Origin of the sequence: Paenibacillus sp. FSL R5-0341, from assembly GCF_037975235.1 — a bacterium.
GTDB classification, from domain to species: domain Bacteria; phylum Bacillota; class Bacilli; order Paenibacillales; family Paenibacillaceae; genus Paenibacillus; species Paenibacillus amylolyticus_A.
In genome coordinates this window covers 4,256,596-4,275,472 of record NZ_CP150241.1, presented here as the reverse complement: position 1 = coordinate 4,275,472, position 18,877 = coordinate 4,256,596, and the positions used below count along the sequence as shown (strand labels likewise).

The following is an 18,877-nucleotide window of genomic DNA, read 5'->3' as shown; positions in this document are numbered from 1 at the left end:
ATCAGAACGAAGCGTGCCTTACGGCAAAAGAGATCAGGGTTCCCCGAGAGGGGAGCCCCGATTGCCGTCTTTCACACAATAAAGAAAAGGGCAGAAAAACAGAAGAGTGAAGCACCTGTTTTTCAGGATTTATTCTAAGATTTGATTTGCTCCGAGCATAGAGGAGCAAAAGGTTCTTAAAGAGGTTACACGAAATCCGTGCTCTGGCTGTTTGAACCAGATGTTCGACAATAAAGAAGAGGGCAGAAAAACAGAAGAGCGAGCATCTGTTTTTCAGGATTTATTCTAAGATTTAGTTTGCTCCGAGCATAGAGGAGCAAAAGGGTTCTAGAGAGGTTACACGTAATCCGTAATGTGGCAGTTTGAGCCAGATGTTCACACAACAACGGAGTGGGCAGAAAAACAGAAGAGCGAAGCACCTGTTTTTCAGGATTTATTCTAAGATTTGATTTGCTCCGAGCATAGAGGAGCAAAAGGGTTCTAGAGAGGTTACACGTAATCCGTGATGTGGCTGTTTGAGCCAGATGTTCACACAATAACGGAGTGGGCAGAAAAAACTGAAGAAGCGGAGCGTGCGCCTTTATCCCCGAATTTTCCCCTTTGGAAAATAAAATTGAAAAAATCCGGGGATAACAGCGATCGGAAGTTGTTCTGCCCGCGCAGTGGCTAAGTGTGAATTTACAGGGTTCAATGGGACACAGCGCAGGTGGAGTGAGTTAGTTCACTGACTTTGTGATAAAAATCACAGATGATGAAAGTGCCAAGTCGTATACTGAAAATGTAAGAAAAACATTCATCCCGCGGTTCCGGTTCCCAAGTAGAGAGAACATGTTCCGGTTTTATGTGAAACAATTCACATTAATCGCGGCTCTGGGCACACAATGCTACGAATGAAGCAATATGTTATGTGTCCAGAAATCCAAATTAGTGGAGGGATTACGATGTCGGTGATTGAAAAAGATGTCAAACAACAAACAGGCTGGAGAAACTTTACCAAAGGAACATGGACCAAATCCGTAGATGTGAATGATTTTCTGGCACACAACTTGTCTCCGTATTACGGCGATGAAGCGTTCCTCGCAGGTGCAACCCAGAATACCAAAGAATTGTGGGAAATCGTATCTGATCTGACCAAAAAAGAACGGGATAACGGCGGTGTCCTTGACGTTGATGTAAACACACCAGCGACTATTGTTTCTCACCAACCAGGTTATCTGGATCAAACCAAAGAGCAGATTGTCGGTGTTCAGACCGATGCTCCGTTCAAACGTTCCATTCAACCAACAGGCGGAATCCGGATGATGATTGATGCATGTGAAGCATACGGCTTCGAATTGCCTCAAGGCGTCATTGATATATTTACGAACATTCGCAAAACACATAACCAGGGTGTATTCGATGCTTATACTTCCGACATGCGTGCAGCGCGTAAAGCAGGGATTATTACAGGTCTGCCAGATGCTTACGGCCGTGGTCGGATCATCGGTGACTATCGTCGTGTAGCTTTGTACGGGGTAGACTTCCTGATTCGTAACAAAAAAGGTGAATTGAATGCACTCGAAGTTGATGTCATTGATGAAGATGTCATTCGTCTGCGGGAAGAATTGTCTGAGCAGATTCGTGCATTGCAAGAGCTGAAACAATTGGGCGATATGCACGGGTTCGATATTTCCTTGCCAGCGACTACAGCGAAAGAAGCGTTCCAATGGTTGTACTTCGGTTATCTCGCTGCGATCAAAGAACAGAACGGTGCTGCGATGTCACTAGGACGTGTATCTTCCTTCCTGGACATCTACATTGAACGTGACCTGCAAGAAGGCATTCTGTCTGAAGAACAGGCACAGGAGCTCGTTGATCATTTTGTAATGAAACTGCGGATTGTCAAATTCCTGCGTACACCAGATTACAACGAACTCTTCAGTGGAGATCCAACATGGGTAACAGAGTCCATCGGTGGTATGTCTGTAAATGGTGAAACACGCGTAACCAAAAACAGCTTCCGTTTCCTGCATACACTGCACAACTTGGGTCCTGCACCAGAGCCGAACCTGACTGTACTTTGGTCCACGAAACTTCCAGAAGCTTTCAAAGATTATTGCAGCAAAGTATCCATTGAAACCAGCTCAATCCAGTATGAGAATGATGATCTGATGCGTCCGATCTACGGTGACGATTACGGTATTGCTTGCTGTGTATCGGCGATGAAGATCGGGAAACAAATGCAATTCTTCGGCGCTCGTGCCAACCTGGCGAAAGCTCTCTTGTATGCGATCAACGGTGGTCGTGACGAGAAATCCGGAGCACAAGTTGGACCTGAGTATCCTGCCATTACTAGCGACGTGCTGGATTACAATGAGGTTATGAAACGCTTCAAACCAATGATGGAGTGGCTCGCGAAGCTGTATATGAACACCCTCAACGTCATTCACTACATGCACGATAAATACAGTTATGAGCGTATCGAAATGGCATTGCATGACCGTGACATTGTACGTACGATGGCTTGCGGTATCGCTGGTCTGTCGGTTACAGCCGACTCACTGAGTGCGATCAAATATGCCAAAGTAAAACCAATCCGTAACGAACAAGGCATCGCTGTTGACTTCGAAATCGAAGGAGACTTCCCTTGTTACGGTAACAATGAAGACAGCGTAGACAGCATTGCTGTTGAACTGGTTGAGAACTTCATGGGTATGATTCGCAAGCACAAAGCTTACCGTAACGCAGTGCCAACGCAATCCGTGCTGACGATCACATCCAACGTGGTATACGGTAAGAAAACAGGAACTACACCGGATGGTCGTAAAGCAGGTGAACCATTTGCTCCAGGTGCGAACCCAATGCATGGTCGTGATAAAAAAGGTGCACTGGCATCCCTTGGCTCTGTAGCCAAATTGCCTTATGAACACAGTCTTGACGGTATTTCCAATACCTTCTCCATCGTGCCAAAAGCATTGGGTAAAGAGGAGACTACACGTAAATCCAACCTGACTGCCATGATGGATGGTTACTTCGGTCAAAATGCTCATCACCTGAACGTTAACGTATTTGATCGTCAACAATTGATTGATGCGATGGATCACCCGGAAAACTATCCGCAACTGACTGTACGGGTATCCGGATATGCGGTTAACTTCATTAAATTGACTCGTGAACAACAGTTGGATGTCATCAACCGTACGTTCCATGGCTCAATGTAAGTAATTTACAAGTAGAAGACCGCTAGAGCAAGGCATTCCAAATCATATTAAACGCACAGCGGATGCGGATACAGAAAGGAAGAGGCAGCATGGTTAAAGGACATATTCATTCACTCGAAACTTTCGGGACGGTTGACGGCCCAGGCATCCGCTTCGTGCTTTTTATGCAAGGATGTCTACTCAAGTGTCAATATTGCCACAACCCTGATACATGGGCACTAGATGGTGGAAAAGAAATGACGCTCGAGGAGATATTGGCTGAAATTGAGCCGTATCTATCTTACTACCGTAGCTCCGGAGGCGGGCTCACGATATCTGGCGGAGAACCAACGTTACAGGCTCATTTTGTAGCCGAAATCTTCAAGGAAGTGAAGCGACGTTGGGGATTGCATACGACACTGGACAGCAACGGATTTAACGAACCGGATCGGATTCACGACCTGTTGGACCACACAGACCTGGTTCTGCTGGACCTCAAGCATATTGATGACGAGAAACATATCAAGCTGACAGGCAAATCCAACGAGAGAACGTTGAAAACGGCCAAGTGGCTATCGGAGCAAGGCCGGAAAATGTGGATACGCCACGTGTATGTGCCTGGTATTCATAACGAGGAAGAGGATCTGCTTAATCTCGGACGGTTTATAGGTACATTAAATGGCGTTGAGAAGTTCGAAATTCTTCCATACCATCAGATGGGGATTTACAAATGGGAAGCGCTCGGTAAAGTATATCCACTGGATGGTGTTCCTTCGCCAAGTGAAGAAGAAGTGGAGCGGGCGTATCGCCTGATCGAACAAGGTCGCCAGGAAACAGCTGGCATGGCTTGTTCCGGTAAGTAACTACAGTTATATACAGGATCTATATAATTTTAACTAACTTTTTACACGAGAACGAAGAGGACAGAAATAAGCTGGAGAAGCGAAGCGTTCGCCTTTATCCCCAGATTTTCACCTTTGTAAAAGTGGATTAAAAAAATCAGGGGATAACAGCGATCGGAAGGTTGTTCTGTCATCGGAGTGGCAAGTGTAAATATTCTTGAGTTCAACGTATATACCAACCAAGCAGTCCTTGCGAACATACTTCGCAGGGGCTGTTTTTTTTTTTGCTGTTATCCATTGTAAATGCAAGATTATTTGTCCAGTGAAGGATTTTATCCCTCCATTGATGAATTGTCATCCTTACGATGTAAGCTCCGGCTTTTTATAATCAGAGTGTAAAGCCAAATGCTCAATATCTTGAGGAGGGTCAACCAGATGAAAAAAGGAATGACATTGCTGCTTTCATTATTGCTTATCACTTCATGGACTTTGGCGGGATGTGCAAGCTCAAGTAACGAGCCACAGCAAGGTGCGGGTAATACACCTACGGAGGAGAAAAGTAAGGAACCGATTGAGATGCTTCTGCGCCACACACAGGTGGGAGCCGACAAACAGAAAAGACTGGCCATTCTGCAGGATGTTGTGGACAAAGTTGAGGGTGAGATACCCAATCTGACCTTTACACTGGATGGCGTCGAATCGGATGTGAATCGCAAGGAGAAGCTTCGCGGAGAGATGGCGGCAGGCAATCCCCCGGATATCTTCGAACTGTTCGGCAGCCCGGATTCCAAAGTCTATGCCAAGGAAGGCATGCTGCTTGATCTGACTCCAATTTTGCAAGAGCTTGGCATTCAGGACCAGTTTACGTCGCTTGAGCCGTTTACGTATGAAGGCAAAGTATATGGACTGCCGATTGGCGGTTCGGGCGAAGGTTTTTTCTATAATAAAGAGTACTTTGAACAAAAAGGATGGAAAGCTCCAACCACCATGGCTGAACTGGACAACATACTGGCCGAGATCAAGGCCGATGGCAAAGTGCCGCTTGCTTCCGCATCCAAAGCAGGCTGGGTTCCGCTCATGTTAACCAACCACCTGTGGTCCCGATATGCCGGGCCGGAGATTACTGCAAAGTTTGCAACAGGTGAAGCGAAGTGGACCGACCCCGGTGTTGTGCAAGGTTTTGCCAAGCATAAGGAATGGGTCGATAAGGGTTACTTCAAAAAAGGCGAGCTGGGCTTCGAGTATGCCGAATACACCACTCAATTTACGAGCGGAGAAGCGGTGTTGATGTATGACGGAACATGGAAATCATCTGTATTCAAAGAAGGTCAGAGCGGTGAATCGCTCATTGGCAAGGTTGGATTTTTCAATATGCCTCCGGTAGAGAACGGCGCAGGCGATCAGACGTCTTTGATGCGGGATGTGAACAATGGATACGGATTCTCGGCAGCAGTGGCGGATGACCCGCAGAAGCTGGAAGCAGTGAAAGCTTTTATCAAAAATTTCTACAATGAAGATATGCAGGTCCGTGGTCTTGTGGAAGACGGTGTGTTGCCTGCGATGAAGCTGGACGAGAAAGTGCTGACCGACAGTATTACCGATGATCTGATGAAAGAAATTGTGGCTGTGCTTAATGCGTCCAAGACGTCGTTCCCGGCATTTGATGCACTCGTTCAGGCTGATGTGACGACAGAGATCAGCAATCTGCAAATCCAGAAGTTGATTGGTGGGCAGACCACCCCAGAGAAAATGGCAGAAGAGCTGCAAAAGGTACAAGAAGAAGCAAACGCTTCAGTGGAGTAGACCAATCCAAGTTGAAACTGCGATCGTTGAAGTGACTGAAGGAGGCTGACCATGAATACTTCACTCCGTAGCCCGTTAATCTATACGCTGTTTATAATGCCGGCATTGATTCTGTTTGTGATGTTCTTTCTATATCCTATTGGCAGCTCCCTGTATTACAGTCTGACGAGTTGGAATGGGGTATCGGCTGAGCCACGTTTTGTGGGCTTATCCAATTATGTGAAGGCACTGACCGATGAACGGTTTTGGATATCCACACGGAATAACGGCTTTTTTATTGGATTTTCAGTACTCATTCAGGTACCCCTGATCGTCCTGTTTTCGCTTCTGATTGCCAATGTGAAAAGGCTGAAAGGTCTGTATAAAACAGCTGTTTTTTTACCATCCATCATGTCGACAGCTGTTATCGGTATCTTATGGGGATTTATCTATGAACCCAATATCGGGCTATTAAACAAAATGCTTCATGTGCTGGGCATTGATCCAATCTACTGGTTATCGGATAACCGATTCGCCATGTTGTCCATTTTGGTGACCAACGCATGGCAGTGGACCGGATTTTACATTGTCATGGTGCTGGCGGCTATTCTGGCGATTCCCCGTGATTTGGATGAAGCGGCTGCAATTGATGGGGCAACGGCGGTACAACGTGCAATGCGAATTACGTTGCCGCTGATTCGGCCGATCATTTCCGTAGTTATCATGTTGTCCATTGCGGGTGCAATGAAAGCAGCCGACATCGTAATTGTCATGACCAAAGGTGGGCCCGCTGGGTCTACCGAGGTTTTGGCGACATACATGATCAAATATGCAATTACCAACTTCAAATATGGCTATGGTAATACCATTGCAGTGCTGATCTTTGCTCTGACGCTTGTGCTCACTGCGGTGTATCAACTGCTGGTGGCGAGGCGGGGAGAGAGGGTGGAATATTAATGGCGAAAAGCTTAAAAAGCAGTATACCTCATGTGTTGTTAATGTTGTATTTAATCGCGATTTTGTTTCCCTTTTTATTTGTAATCTTCTCTTCCTTCAAGCAGGATAACAATGAAATCGCCCTGAATCCATTCGGTCTACCCACAACATGGGAGTTTAACAATTACGTGGAGGCCTGGGTGAATGCGAAGATTGGCACGTATTTCTGGAACAGCCTCTACATTTCGGTTCTGTCGTCGGCGTGCACGATTGCGCTTGGTGCCATGTTTGCTTTTGCCGTAACCCGAATGAGACACCCGAGATGGAGTCTGTTTCTGTACAGTCTGATTCTGGCGGGCATGCTTATTCCCAATAATGCACTTATGCTGCCAATCTATCTGCTTGTTCGAAAAATGGGCATATTGGATACGCATCTGGCATTGATCGTGCCCTATGTGGCAAATGCGATCCCCTTTACAATTATCATACTGGCTGCTTTTATGCGCTCTCTGCCTGGAGAAATTGAGGAAGCCGCTGTTATGGATGGCTTGAGGGCCCCGGGTATCTTTGCTAAAATAGTAATACCTCTTACGGTTCCAGCCATCGTTACGGTTTTTATCGTCAATTTCCTCGGCAACTGGAACGAATTTTTACTCGCCAACTATTTCTTATCCACCGATAAATTGCGTACACTGCCTGTGGGTATGGTCCAGTTTCGGGATCAATATCAGATGAACTATGCTCAGATGTCGGCAGGCATTGTGTACAGCGTTGTACCCGTACTTGTGATCTACGCCATACTGCAGGAGAAAATTATTGAAGGAGTTACTGCAGGTGGTGTCAAAGGTTAATACCATGAACCAGTGAATAGGGAGAACGGGATATGAACTTGCGAATGAAGCTGGCCTTGGCATTTATGCTGCTGATCATTGTACCGATGTGTGCACTGGGCATTGGCATGTTTCTGGTCACATCACATACGATTGAGAAAAAATACAATCAACAGGCCGAATATGCGCTTCAGGCCATTAGCTACAATATCGAGAATGTATTTCAGCAGATTAACAATGTGACCGACAACGGGATAGCCACCTCGGTTTTTCAAATGGCATTGAACGCCAAAGATCCGACCAAGCAGGATCTGGGAACCGGTAATCAGTTATCCCTGAATGCCAGCCAGCGCAATTTCCGTTCCCTTCTATATAATTATCCGTTCATCAGTTACGCTTTTTTATATGATTTGCGTTCGTCCGAGAATAACCAGATTGTCTCCATTTTCACCAAAGAAAACTTTCAAGCCCTTCCTTTCCAGCAATTCAAAGTGCATCCCTTATTCAATGAAATTCTGCAACTCAATGGCGTCCCAAAATGGCTCGCCCCTCTGGAATATCCTGAATTAACCGGTGTAGAACCCGTCTTCACCCAGATCAGGCTGGTCAAGGAACTCAGTTATTTTCAAAATATCGGTGTACTCGTTGTTCAGATCAAAAAGGGGGAGATTGACCGGATCTTCCGCCATCTGCAAATCAGTGATCCCGCACAGGACACGTCTTTCCTGTTAGTGAATGAGGAAGGACTGATCGTTTACGATCCCTCGGGACGTTACAATGGTGCGAATATGGAAAATCTGGGTTCGAAATCAGGCGGTTATGGCCCAGGTTTTAGCAGTGTCAGAACGGTCTTTGACGGCACGGAGAGCATCCTCTCACAATATCATCTGAAGAACTATAACTGGAGTCTTGTCAGTGTTACTTCATGGGAAGCCTTATCTGCCGAAACGAATGCCTTCGCAGGTTGGTCTGTCATTATTATTCTGTCATGCCTGCTCGCAGCCATGATCTTCAATCTTTTTTTCATGAATCGTATTACGGGTAACATTGCTGTACTTGTCAGGTTTATGCGCCGCGTGGATGATGGTGATTTTAATGCGAGGGTGGAAGGAAAAGGCTTTGACGAGATGCAGCTGCTTGCTCAAGGTTTCAATGAACTAATGGATCGTATTGGCGGATTATTCCGTCGTGTTCGGGCAGAGCAAGAGCAGAAGGCTCAAGCGGAATTACGTGTACTGCAAGCCCAGATCAAACCCCATTTTCTGTTCAACACCTTAGAATCCATTAATGGATTAGCGCTGCGTGGTGAGGGGCGCAAAGTAAGCGAGATGGTGACCAGGCTTGGCAATATGCTTCGTATCAGCATTCAGGATCAGGAGGAAATTCCACTGGGTGAGGAAGTGAGGCATTTGCAGAGTTATCTGGAGATTCAACAGTACCGGTTCAGTGATTTATTTACGTATGAGATTGATATTCCACCGCATCTATATACCTCAATTGTGCTTAAGCTTACACTTCAGCCACTGGTGGAAAATAGCATACAACATGGGTTTGAGGGGATCACATATCCAGGTGTGCTGCGGATAAGCGCATATGCAGAACGGGATCATCTGGTGTTAAGTGTTGAGGATAATGGGATCGGTATTCCCCAGGAAATGCTTGCACGATTTGAGTATATGGCAGCAGATCCGCCAGAAGATATGCTTGCGCAAGGGGCGGAATCATTATCGTCCATAACGGAACGCCGGGGATTAGGATTACGAAGTGTGGCAGATCGAATTCGTATTCAATACGGAGCTGGATATGGCATATTTATATGTTCAGCACCAGGTTATGGCACAGTTATTCAATGCATTATTCCATTATATGAGCAGGAGGAAGCCGGATGAATCTGACTGCGTTGCTGGTTGACGATGAGCTGCCGATTTTGGAGAATTTAAGTTATATTTTGCCCTGGGAAGAGATGGGGATTGAAATAACGGGTACAGCGAGAAGTGGCTTAGAAGCGCTGGGTAAAGTGACAGAAAGTCATCCAGACATTATCTTATGCGATATTCGGATGCCGTCCATGGATGGCTTGGAACTTATTCGACTGCTGCGAGAGCAGGGTGAAACGTGTGAAATAATTTTACTGACGGGATACCAACAGTTTGAGTACGCTCGAACTGCTATCCAATATAACGTACATGAATACATATGCAAGCCAATTGATTATCTGGATCTGGAACATAAATTGCGTGAACTGGCCAGGCAGATCCAGAAGAGACGTCTGGAAAATGAGTCAGAACGCTATCGCAGCTTGGAGATGGCAAGTTGGATCAGACACAAACAGTTGATTGACCTGTTGCGAGGAGAAGCTCCGTTGAAGATTTCTGATCCTGTCTCTGTGCCTCCATTCATGCCTCCTACTATTGGCTATACATTGCTGCTGGTGGATGTAGTCGGTTATTTCCGCCATTCCATCGGCTGGTCTGAGGTCCAGCATGTTAGATGGCATGAGACGATAAGTTCCATGCTGAGGGAAGTTACGGGCAGAATCTCTAATGGCTGCCAGGTTCTTTCTACCCGCAAAGGAGAGTGGTGCCTCTTGCTGGACGCATCGGGCGAGTGGAAACTTCAGTCAGAGGCGTTGGCACATCAAATATTATTTGAATTGAATGCGATGTTGTCCTTGGATTCAAGCGTAAAAGCAAGGGTAGTTCAGGATCATATACCCGTAAAACTGGAACAGCAAATCCTTGAACGGTACCAGCATTGTCAGAGGGTTCTAATGACACATTCGGAGCGTGAATACAAGGTATTGAAGCCGGAATGTGCGGTATCTTCATTATCGTATGATCATGAGGTTTCAAAAAAGGTCGGCACTTGGATAACAAGAGACGATCTGGAGCTTATCACACGGTGCATTCGGCAATGGAATAAGCAAGGACTACAGGATGTAATGAATGCGCTTAAACAGCGAATGGGGAATGCCGAGCAATCCATAGACAAGATAGATGAAACCCACTTTCGCTATATGCTTGTACACATGCTTCGGGAACTGCGCGAAGTAAATGTCATGGCTAAACAGGACGAAGTGAATTTCTGGAATGCGCTGCAAGAGGCTGTATCCATGAGAGAACTGATTGAACTTGCAGAGGTCATTATTCATGCCTGTCAAGGTAAACAAACTCAACCGCGTCCTTCGATAGCGGAACTGATCCGATCTGCATGTGAGTATATGGATGCCAGACTGCAACAGGACTTGGGTATAGATGAAGTCTCAGATTGGCTTGGAATCAGCCCGGGTTACTTTTGTCAGCTATTCAAAACCCATATGGGGATTACCTTTGTGGAATATATGACTCAGAGACGTATGGAGAATGCCGCATTGTTATTAAGTACAACCGAATGGAGCATTACAGCGATTGGAGAAGCAACAGGATTCAAGGAGCGTCGTTATTTCTCCAAAGTGTTTCATAAACACTTTCATATGAAACCATCGGAGTACAGGCAGAGCCAACGGCTGGGTTCCTAGTCTTCAAGAGAAACGGAGGGAAGTTGCATGAAAGCATTGAATAATTTGACATTGGAGCAAAAGGTAGGGCAACTGTTGATGTGTGGTTTTCACGGACAGCATGCAGATGAGCAGATTACTCGCTTAATCCGTGACCACCACGTTGGGGGTGTCATTTATTTCCGGCGTAATGTGCAAAGTGTAGATCAATTGACGCGACTGTCCGAAGAACTGCAAGGTATTGCTGGTGAGGCGGGAGATTTACCACTCATGATCTCGGTGGATCAGGAAGGTGGTATGGTCGCAAGGATCGACAAAGAGGGAGTAACTCAAGTTCCGGGTAACATGGCGCTTGGTGCGACAGGCAATCCGGATTATACCCTTGAATGTGCCCGAATTCTGGGTCGTGAGTTGAAAAGCATCGGTATTGATATGAACCTTGCGCCCTTGGTGGACGTGAATAACAATGCGCTAAACCCGGTGATTGGTGTACGGTCATATGGCGAAAATGCCGAGCGTGTAGCCGCTCATGGAGCCGCGGCCATAACGGGATATCAATCACAAGGCATAGCTGCAACAGCCAAACATTTTCCTGGACATGGGGATACTGCGGTAGATTCTCATCTAGGTATGGTCATTGTACCTCATGATCGAAACAGGTTGGAACAGATCGAATTACTACCGTTCCGCCGGGCTATCGAGGCCGGAGTCGATGCCATTATGACAGCTCATGTTATTTTTCCAGCGATTGAACCGGAGCCTATTCCGGCAACATTATCGCGTAAAGTGTTAACCTGTCTGTTACGTGAAGAAATGGGCTTTGAGGGCATTATTATTACAGACTGTCTTGAAATGCATGCGATATCCAAACCGTATGGGGTAGCTGAAGCTGCCATTCGTGCTGTGGAGGCAGGAGCAGATCTGATTCTGGTGAGTCATACCCTGCAAGATCAGGTTGCTGCTGTGGAAGCAATCATTGAAGCAGTCCGAACAGGGCGAATTTCGGAAGATATCATTAACAAGGCACTGGAACGTATTATTACATGGAAGGCAACGCGCTGCGGGTACCGGAAAACGGGTCTTGTTTCGCCGGAAACGAATGAAACTGCCGAAGCAGTAAATATTGAACCCGTTGATTCCACGGAGTCCATTGAATCTACATTGTTCAACATTGCTTCAAACAGTATTACCGTAGTTCATAATGAAGGGCTGCTGCCGTTGAACCCAGAGAAGGACGTGTATGTCATCTGGCCTGAAGTTGTGCAACGGACAGAGGTGGATGAACCATGGTCCCATACTGATTCCCTTGGCGTGGCGCTATCGCAGCTGCGAGGCAGAGTTCGGGAGCGTAAAATAACGACTCAGCCATCTTATGATGAAGCAGACCGGATATTAAAGGATGTGTCGGAGGCTGAGCAGGTCATTGTATGTACTTACACATCCTCAGGTCACCTTCCGAAAGGGCAACGGTATCTGGTTGAAAAGCTGAGTGAAAATCAATCTCTGATTGTAATTGCTCTCCGTAATCCATATGATCTACTGGAGATTTCACTCCCGGGAAGTTATGTGTGTACCTATGAAAATACGCCTACAGTTGTCCGGGCACTATCTCTCGTGTTAACCGGTGAGTTGGAGCCTACAGGAAGTTTGCCTGTTCGTTTACGTTAGACATATTGAATCATTCAATTCTCTCTAGGATATGGTGCTACTTGGCCATCTTCTGGAGAGAATTTTTTGTTGAAAAGTTTGATTGGGTTTATTTGGGATCTAATGCTAATACAGATTATTGATAGATAACTATTTTCATAGTATTTTCCTTCTATTAAAAGTTTACAATTCTCCTCTTAATTTTTTAGCAACTTTTCCCGGTCCCAAGCGTCTAATAATATGACTTTTTGAGGGGGATATTTATAAAATGGGAGCAGAAGGAGCCAAAGACAAAGAATGAATTTCAAGAAAAAATTGTCCATACTTACCGCTTTTGCTGTTTTTCAGGCGTTTGCAGTGATTCCTGCGAATGCACAATCAGCTGATCAGAGCGATACTACACCAGTGAATACAGCCAAAGTTAAATCCGTGGAGGTTGTGAAGAAAGAACAAACCATCGCGGAATCCGAAGTGAAATCCGGAACAGACACTCCAACATCAAATAATGAAACAACTGAAGAAGTGGACCCCGAAACCAATGTTCCTACAGGAACAGACGGTACTCCGGTTGATCCGGTAACGGAACCGACGGACGAAGAAGGTACAGCTGAGGAAACACCAGCACCTGCACCAGTTGAAGTGGAGCAACCGTCTACAGGGAGTTCATCTGTCGCTGGAGGCGGGGGTGGAGACCTCACGCTATATATGAACAGCAATAAAATGATGCAAGATGGAAAAACATATCTTGCCGGACAGCCAATGGCTGTTAAAAACGGTGTATCCTATGTAGCCATCCGTGCTTTGGTAGATCGGGTCGGCTATGATGTTAAATACGATAACACGACCAAAGAAACGATCATTATTAGTGGTGAAGATGAGCTGCGTTTCAAAACAAACAGCAAGATCTATACCGTTAATGGTGTGTCCAGAACGATGAAGGGCGCGGCTTATCAACAAAAGAATACGTTCATGGTGCCGCTGACGTCGATTACGCAGGCCCTGAACATCACTTATAAAGTAAACCAGCCTGCGAAAACGGTTGTATTGAATCTGAGTACCAAACCAGTAGCCAGCTTCTCGGTACAAAAAGAAGTTTTTGCTGGGGAGCAGGTAACCTACACAACCAGATCCAGTTCACCAAAAGGACTCAGCATTGTTGATGAGCGTTGGACTGGCCGTCAGGATTCATTCGACCAACCAGGTATATATACGGTAACCTATGCGGTCCAGGATTCGAGTGGTCAATGGAGTGATCCATACTCGGTTACGATTAAGGTTGAAAGACCGAATCTGCCACCAGTTGCGATGTTTACGACAGATAAGGAAGAATACAAAATGGGTGAGAAAATCACCTATATTGATCAAAGCACAGATGATGAAAATGCGATTGTAAAAACAGAATGGGATAACAATGCCCTTGCATTCTTTGTTCCAGGACCGAAGACCGTAACGATTACAGTTACCGATAAACATGGTGCTAGCGATAGCTATACCAAGATGATCAATATTACGGGCGAAACGCTATACAGTTTGTCCGACTTCAACCAATTGTTCACACCTGTGGGTGAGAAATTTACCTTCGACGGTGGCGGAGTACCGGCATTGGAGAAAGTTCTTTTCACGTATTATGACGAACCAAGTCTGCTGATCCGCAGTAACAGCCCGGAAACTGTGAATACGGAAGGCATCGTGTACAAGGAATCTTCCTTCGGACAGACACGCTTCATGATTCACCATGTGAACAATACGGGCAAAAACGTGAAAATGTACGTTGTAGCGACAAACAACAATGCTTACACGGCGTCCATTGAACAGCAAAACATGGGCTTTGCAGGACCGTCACCTTTTGCAACGGTAGCTGGAAAGTTGTCGATTGACCGTTGGTTCCAATCCATGCAGAATGGGACGGGTCAAAAGAAAGTGTACATCCAGCCAGGAGAAAGCAAGCTGATTCTCAATGATCTGAGTGTACTTCGAATGAAACAGGGACAAGTCATCTCCTTGTATTCAGATGTATTCAGTGACTACGAACTGGATTACAACATTATCATGATCGAAGAAAACAAGGACCCGATGGAAGTGTTGTCGAGCCTGCCGGTTCTGGATCGTGATGGGGTTCACAACCGTGGAACGTATCCAAATGCAACACGGATTATTACGTACGATCAAGAAGTAGGTTCGAAGCCTGCACGTCTTCCACTTGGAGATAATGCAAGTGATCCAAACCTTGTAGGAACGGATCCTATGGCGTACACGGAAGCATCCAACGCAGGTAACTTCGGTGTATTGTACAAAATCACATTAAATAATGTGGCTCCACGCACGTTGATCTCATTCAACCCTCGTGGAGGCAGATACTCAGGTGTGGCTCTCGTGAACGGACAGGTCGTTCAGATTTCCACAGGTAAATCTGTAACTGCACCTAATGAGCAAAGCGTGATGTATCGCACAGGTTCGTACGGCGAGAGTGTAACCATTCTCTTCTCGGCGGCACCAGGAAGTAACCTCCCTGTCAACCTGCTGTTCACGCCGCTTCCGGCTGAAAAGTAATATCATGAACATGCACGGACGGTTTGGAGTGAAAGCTTATATCATATATACCCGTTCACCCCAAAAGTCGCCCGAACGATTAATCATCTGAACCGTCAAGAAAGGACTCCGTGTCCATGCCATGTCATTAGCTTTAGGCTAAACATAATGACACGGCATGTGTGGAGTTCTTTTTATATCTTGTTGAAATGGGAGAACGCGGTAGCTTCGTTGACTCTAATCGTAATTTGATGCATTATTAGAGGTATACAAGAAAGCAAAAGTTTTTGCTTTTGCCGAATAAACTGTCGCTCTATGAATGATGCAAAATGCTCGTATGACAGGAGGTGCTTTAGATCATGCTGTCGACAGAACAGATTATTTCGACCATGTCCTCACAGGGGCTCCGCATTACCGATCAGCGGAAAACTTTGGCCCGGTTATTTGCCGAGTCGCCCGGGTATCTTACACCCAAGGACGTCTATGAATATATGGGTAAGACTTATAGCGGACTGAGTTTTGACACGGTATATCGGAATTTGCGTGTGATGCAGGAACTGGGTGTACTGGAACAGGTCATCTTTGAAGATGGCGTTAAATTCAGAGCACACTGTAGTGAAGATCATCATCACCATCATATGATCTGTCTGAAATGTCAGAAGACATATCCTATTGTTTTTTGCCCGATGCAGCTTGCGGATGCGCCTGAGCAATTTCAGGTTGTGGATCACAAGTTCGAGGTATTTGGATATTGCAAGGACTGTGCTGAGCATGCGCCGGCCAAAACGGCGTCTGGACATCAACACGCTCACGGGAAGCACTGACCATGAAGTTATCGCGTAGAATAGCTCAGGCACCCATTCGGGTCTACCGCAACTATATCTCTCCATTGACGCCGCCAACATGCCGGTTCTATCCAAGCTGTTCGGCTTATGCCATGGAGGCGATTGAAGTGCACGGTGCGCTCAAAGGCTCGTTGCTAACAGCGAAACGCATTGCCAAATGTCACCCGTTTCATCCAGGCGGTGTAGATCTAGTGCCACCGAAGACGGAGAAGTCTACTCTGGTATCAGAGTAACGATGAGCCTGAAGTATTCGGGTGGCCTGGAAGCAGGCCAGGATTGAACTTGAGGATGCTGTCCACTTGACAAAGGGGCCCGCATTTCAGTATATTTTTCCTATATGATTTTCCAGTGAAGGGATAAGTACAGACACACCCCTAGTGCAGAGAGCCGGATGAGCTGAGAACCGGTCTGGGAGGAGGATGGAATATGGTCCCGGAGGAACCTCTTTCGAGCGTGCAGACAGTGATTTCAGAGCTGCTGTCGTAAGGCTGAGGCGTGATCCAGCGTTAATGGGCGGTCGAAGGACCGACAGAGCCTGTGTTTTGCGAAAAACATGGGGAATTTGGGTGGTAACACGTGAGAGCAACTCTCGTCCCATAGGGGCGGGAGTTTTTTGTGTTCTTTTTTAGTTGTTTTGGACGAAGGGATCACATGAAGCAGGAACATTTGAAGGAGGAGAAGTCATTCATGGCTGACCAAAAAACATTTTATCTGACAACCCCGATTTATTATCCGAGTGACAAATTGCATATTGGGCATGCGTATACAACGGTGGCGGGAGATGCGATGGTTCGATACAAGCGTCTACGCGGTTATGATGCTCATTATCTGACAGGAACCGACGAACATGGCCAGAAGATTGAGCGCAAGGCACAAGAGAAAGGACAGACACCGCAAGCTTTTATCGACGATATCGTTGTGGGGATCAAGGAACTGTGGAACAAGTTGGATATTTCCAATGACGACTTTATCCGTACAACCGAAGAGCGTCACAAAACCATTGTTCAGGATATCTTTGATCGTTTGCTGAAACAAGGAGATATCTACAAAGGTGAGTACGAAGGCTGGTACAGCATTCCGGATGAGACGTATTACACAGAGACTCAACTGGTGGATGTAGAGAAGAATGAGAAGGGTGAGATTATCTCGGCCAAGAGCCCGGATAGCGGACACCCGGTTGAATTGGTCAAAGAAGAATCTTACTTCTTCCGTATGAGCAAATATGCAGATCGTTTGTTGAAATATTATGAAGAGAACCCGGGCTTTATTCAGCCGGAATCCCGTAAGAACGAGATGATCAACAACTTCATCAAGCCAGGTCTTGAGGACTTGGCTGTATCGCGGACTACATTTGAATGGGGCGTCAAAGTTAAAGGCGATCCAAAACACGTGGTCTACGTGTGGATTGATGCGTTGTCCAACTATATTACAGCTTTGGGCTACGGTTCATCCGATTCATCCCTGTACAACAAATTCTGGCCTGCAGACGTTCATCTGGTAGGTAAAGAAATTGTTCGTTTCCATACGATTTACTGGCCAATTATGTTAATGGCGTTGGATCTACCTTTGCCGAAGAAAGTCTTTGCACATGGCTGGTTGTTGATGAAGGATGGAAAAATGTCCAAATCCAAAGGCAATGTGGTTGATCCGGTGACTCTGATTGACCGCTACGGTCTCGATGCATTGCGTTATTACCTGCTGCGTGAAGTGCCGTTTGGTTCCGATGGTACATTTACACCAGAGAGCTTCGTAGAACGTGTTAACTCCGACCTCGCGAACGATCTGGGTAACCTGCTGAACCGTACCGTTGCGATGGTAGACAAATATTTTGAAGGCAAAGCCCCGGCGTTTGCTTCGAATGGTACTGAATTTGATGCTTCACTCGAGGAAGCAGGTCATGCCACGGTAGAAAAAGTGGAGCAGGCGATGGAAAACCTGCAGTTTTCCGTAGCACTGACGGCGATCAGCCAGTTTGTCAGCCGCACGAATAAATATATTGATGAGACGCAACCGTGGGCGCTGGCTCGTGATGAAGCGAAACGCGACGAATTGGCATCCGTTATGTCTCACCTGATCGAAAGCTTGCGGATTTCTTCCATCTTGCTGCAACCGTTCCTGACACGTGCTCCTCACAAAATTTGGGCACAGCTCGGCATTCAGGAAGGCGAACTTACAGCTTGGGATTCAGCCAAGCAATGGGGTCTGGTTCCCGCTGGGAATGCCTTGCAAAAAGGTGATCCAATCTTCCCGCGTCTGGATTCCGAACAGGAAATTGCTTATATCTCCGAAGCAATGACTGGCGGCCAAAAAGCGGCACAGCCTGAAACAAGTCAAGCAGATGCTGGAGCTTCGGCAGCTGTTGAACCGGTAACCGCACCTGAGGGTACCGAAGAGATCGGGATTGACGATTTTGCCAAAGTTGAACTGCGTGTCGCACAAGTCATTGCCTGCGAACCTGTCAAAAAAGCGGATAAATTGCTGAAATTGCAGCTCGATCTGGGTTATGAGCAGCGCCAGGTCGTATCGGGAATCGCGAAGTTCTATTCCCCAGAAGAGATGGTTGGACGCAAAGTTATCTGTGTGACTAACCTTAAACCAGTGAAACTTCGTGGTGAACTGTCTCAGGGTATGATACTTGCAGCATCGCATGGCGACCAGCTTACACTGGCTACTGTACCAGACAGCATGCCTAATGGCGCACAAGTGAAATAAGAATATAAATGAATCAATTTCATAATATTTTTACTATGAGTTAAGAAATTGATTCAAATACTGTCATAATTATGACACA

General features: G+C 46.2%; 12 protein-coding genes. All 12 read left to right on the top strand.

Annotated elements, in window-relative coordinates; all coding sequences use genetic code 11:
* Positions 1-941: 941 nt before the first annotated feature.
* Positions 942-3,200 carry a formate C-acetyltransferase gene (gene pflB, locus MKX75_RS19210; RefSeq protein ID WP_339166431.1) on the top strand — a complete coding sequence of 753 codons (2,259 nt, stop codon included), beginning with the start codon at positions 942-944 and terminating at the stop codon, positions 3,198-3,200.
* An 89-nt stretch (positions 3,201-3,289) separates the two neighbouring features.
* Positions 3,290-4,042, top strand: a complete 753-nt coding sequence (pflA, locus tag MKX75_RS19205) for a pyruvate formate-lyase-activating protein (protein WP_076333273.1) — start codon at positions 3,290-3,292, stop codon at positions 4,040-4,042.
* Positions 4,043-4,456: 414 nt separating this feature from the next.
* Entirely contained in the window at positions 4,457-5,824 is a 1,368-nt protein-coding gene (locus MKX75_RS19200) for an extracellular solute-binding protein (protein ID WP_076333272.1), read from the top strand.
* Positions 5,825-5,875: 51 nt separating this feature from the next.
* Entirely contained in the window at positions 5,876-6,760 is an 885-nt protein-coding gene (locus tag MKX75_RS19195) for a sugar ABC transporter permease (protein WP_339166429.1), read from the top strand.
* Complete coding sequence (locus tag MKX75_RS19190; protein ID WP_062835295.1) at positions 6,760-7,590, top strand: carbohydrate ABC transporter permease; 831 nt, start codon at positions 6,760-6,762, stop codon at positions 7,588-7,590. The genes MKX75_RS19195 and MKX75_RS19190 overlap by 1 nt, the downstream gene beginning before the upstream one ends.
* 32 nt (positions 7,591-7,622) lie before the next feature.
* On the top strand, positions 7,623-9,458 hold the full coding sequence (locus MKX75_RS19185; protein WP_339166427.1) for a sensor histidine kinase: 1,836 nt from the start codon (positions 7,623-7,625) through the stop codon (positions 9,456-9,458).
* Complete coding sequence (locus MKX75_RS19180) at positions 9,455-11,086, top strand: response regulator (protein ID WP_339166425.1); 1,632 nt, start codon at positions 9,455-9,457, stop codon at positions 11,084-11,086. Before MKX75_RS19185 ends, MKX75_RS19180 begins: the two co-directional genes overlap by 4 nt.
* A 27-nt stretch (positions 11,087-11,113) precedes the next feature.
* The gene (nagZ, locus tag MKX75_RS19175; RefSeq protein ID WP_339166424.1) at positions 11,114-12,733 is read left to right on the top strand and encodes a beta-N-acetylhexosaminidase; all 1,620 of its coding nucleotides are present in this window, start codon (positions 11,114-11,116) and stop codon (positions 12,731-12,733) included.
* 276 nt (positions 12,734-13,009) lie between these two features.
* Complete coding sequence (locus MKX75_RS19170; protein WP_339166422.1) at positions 13,010-15,262, top strand: stalk domain-containing protein; 2,253 nt, start codon at positions 13,010-13,012, stop codon at positions 15,260-15,262.
* Between the two features lie 338 nt (positions 15,263-15,600).
* Positions 15,601-16,065: a Fur family transcriptional regulator gene (locus MKX75_RS19165; protein WP_062835290.1), complete on the top strand. Its 465-nt coding sequence runs from the start codon at positions 15,601-15,603 to the stop codon at positions 16,063-16,065.
* A 2-nt stretch (positions 16,066-16,067) separates the two neighbouring features.
* On the top strand, positions 16,068-16,319 hold the full coding sequence (gene yidD, locus MKX75_RS19160) for a membrane protein insertion efficiency factor YidD (RefSeq protein ID WP_062835289.1): 252 nt from the start codon (positions 16,068-16,070) through the stop codon (positions 16,317-16,319).
* Between the two features lie 418 nt (positions 16,320-16,737).
* Positions 16,738-18,798 carry a methionine--tRNA ligase gene (metG, locus tag MKX75_RS19155; protein WP_339166420.1) on the top strand — a complete coding sequence of 687 codons (2,061 nt, stop codon included), beginning with the start codon at positions 16,738-16,740 and terminating at the stop codon, positions 18,796-18,798.
* Positions 18,799-18,877 lie beyond the last annotated feature (79 nt).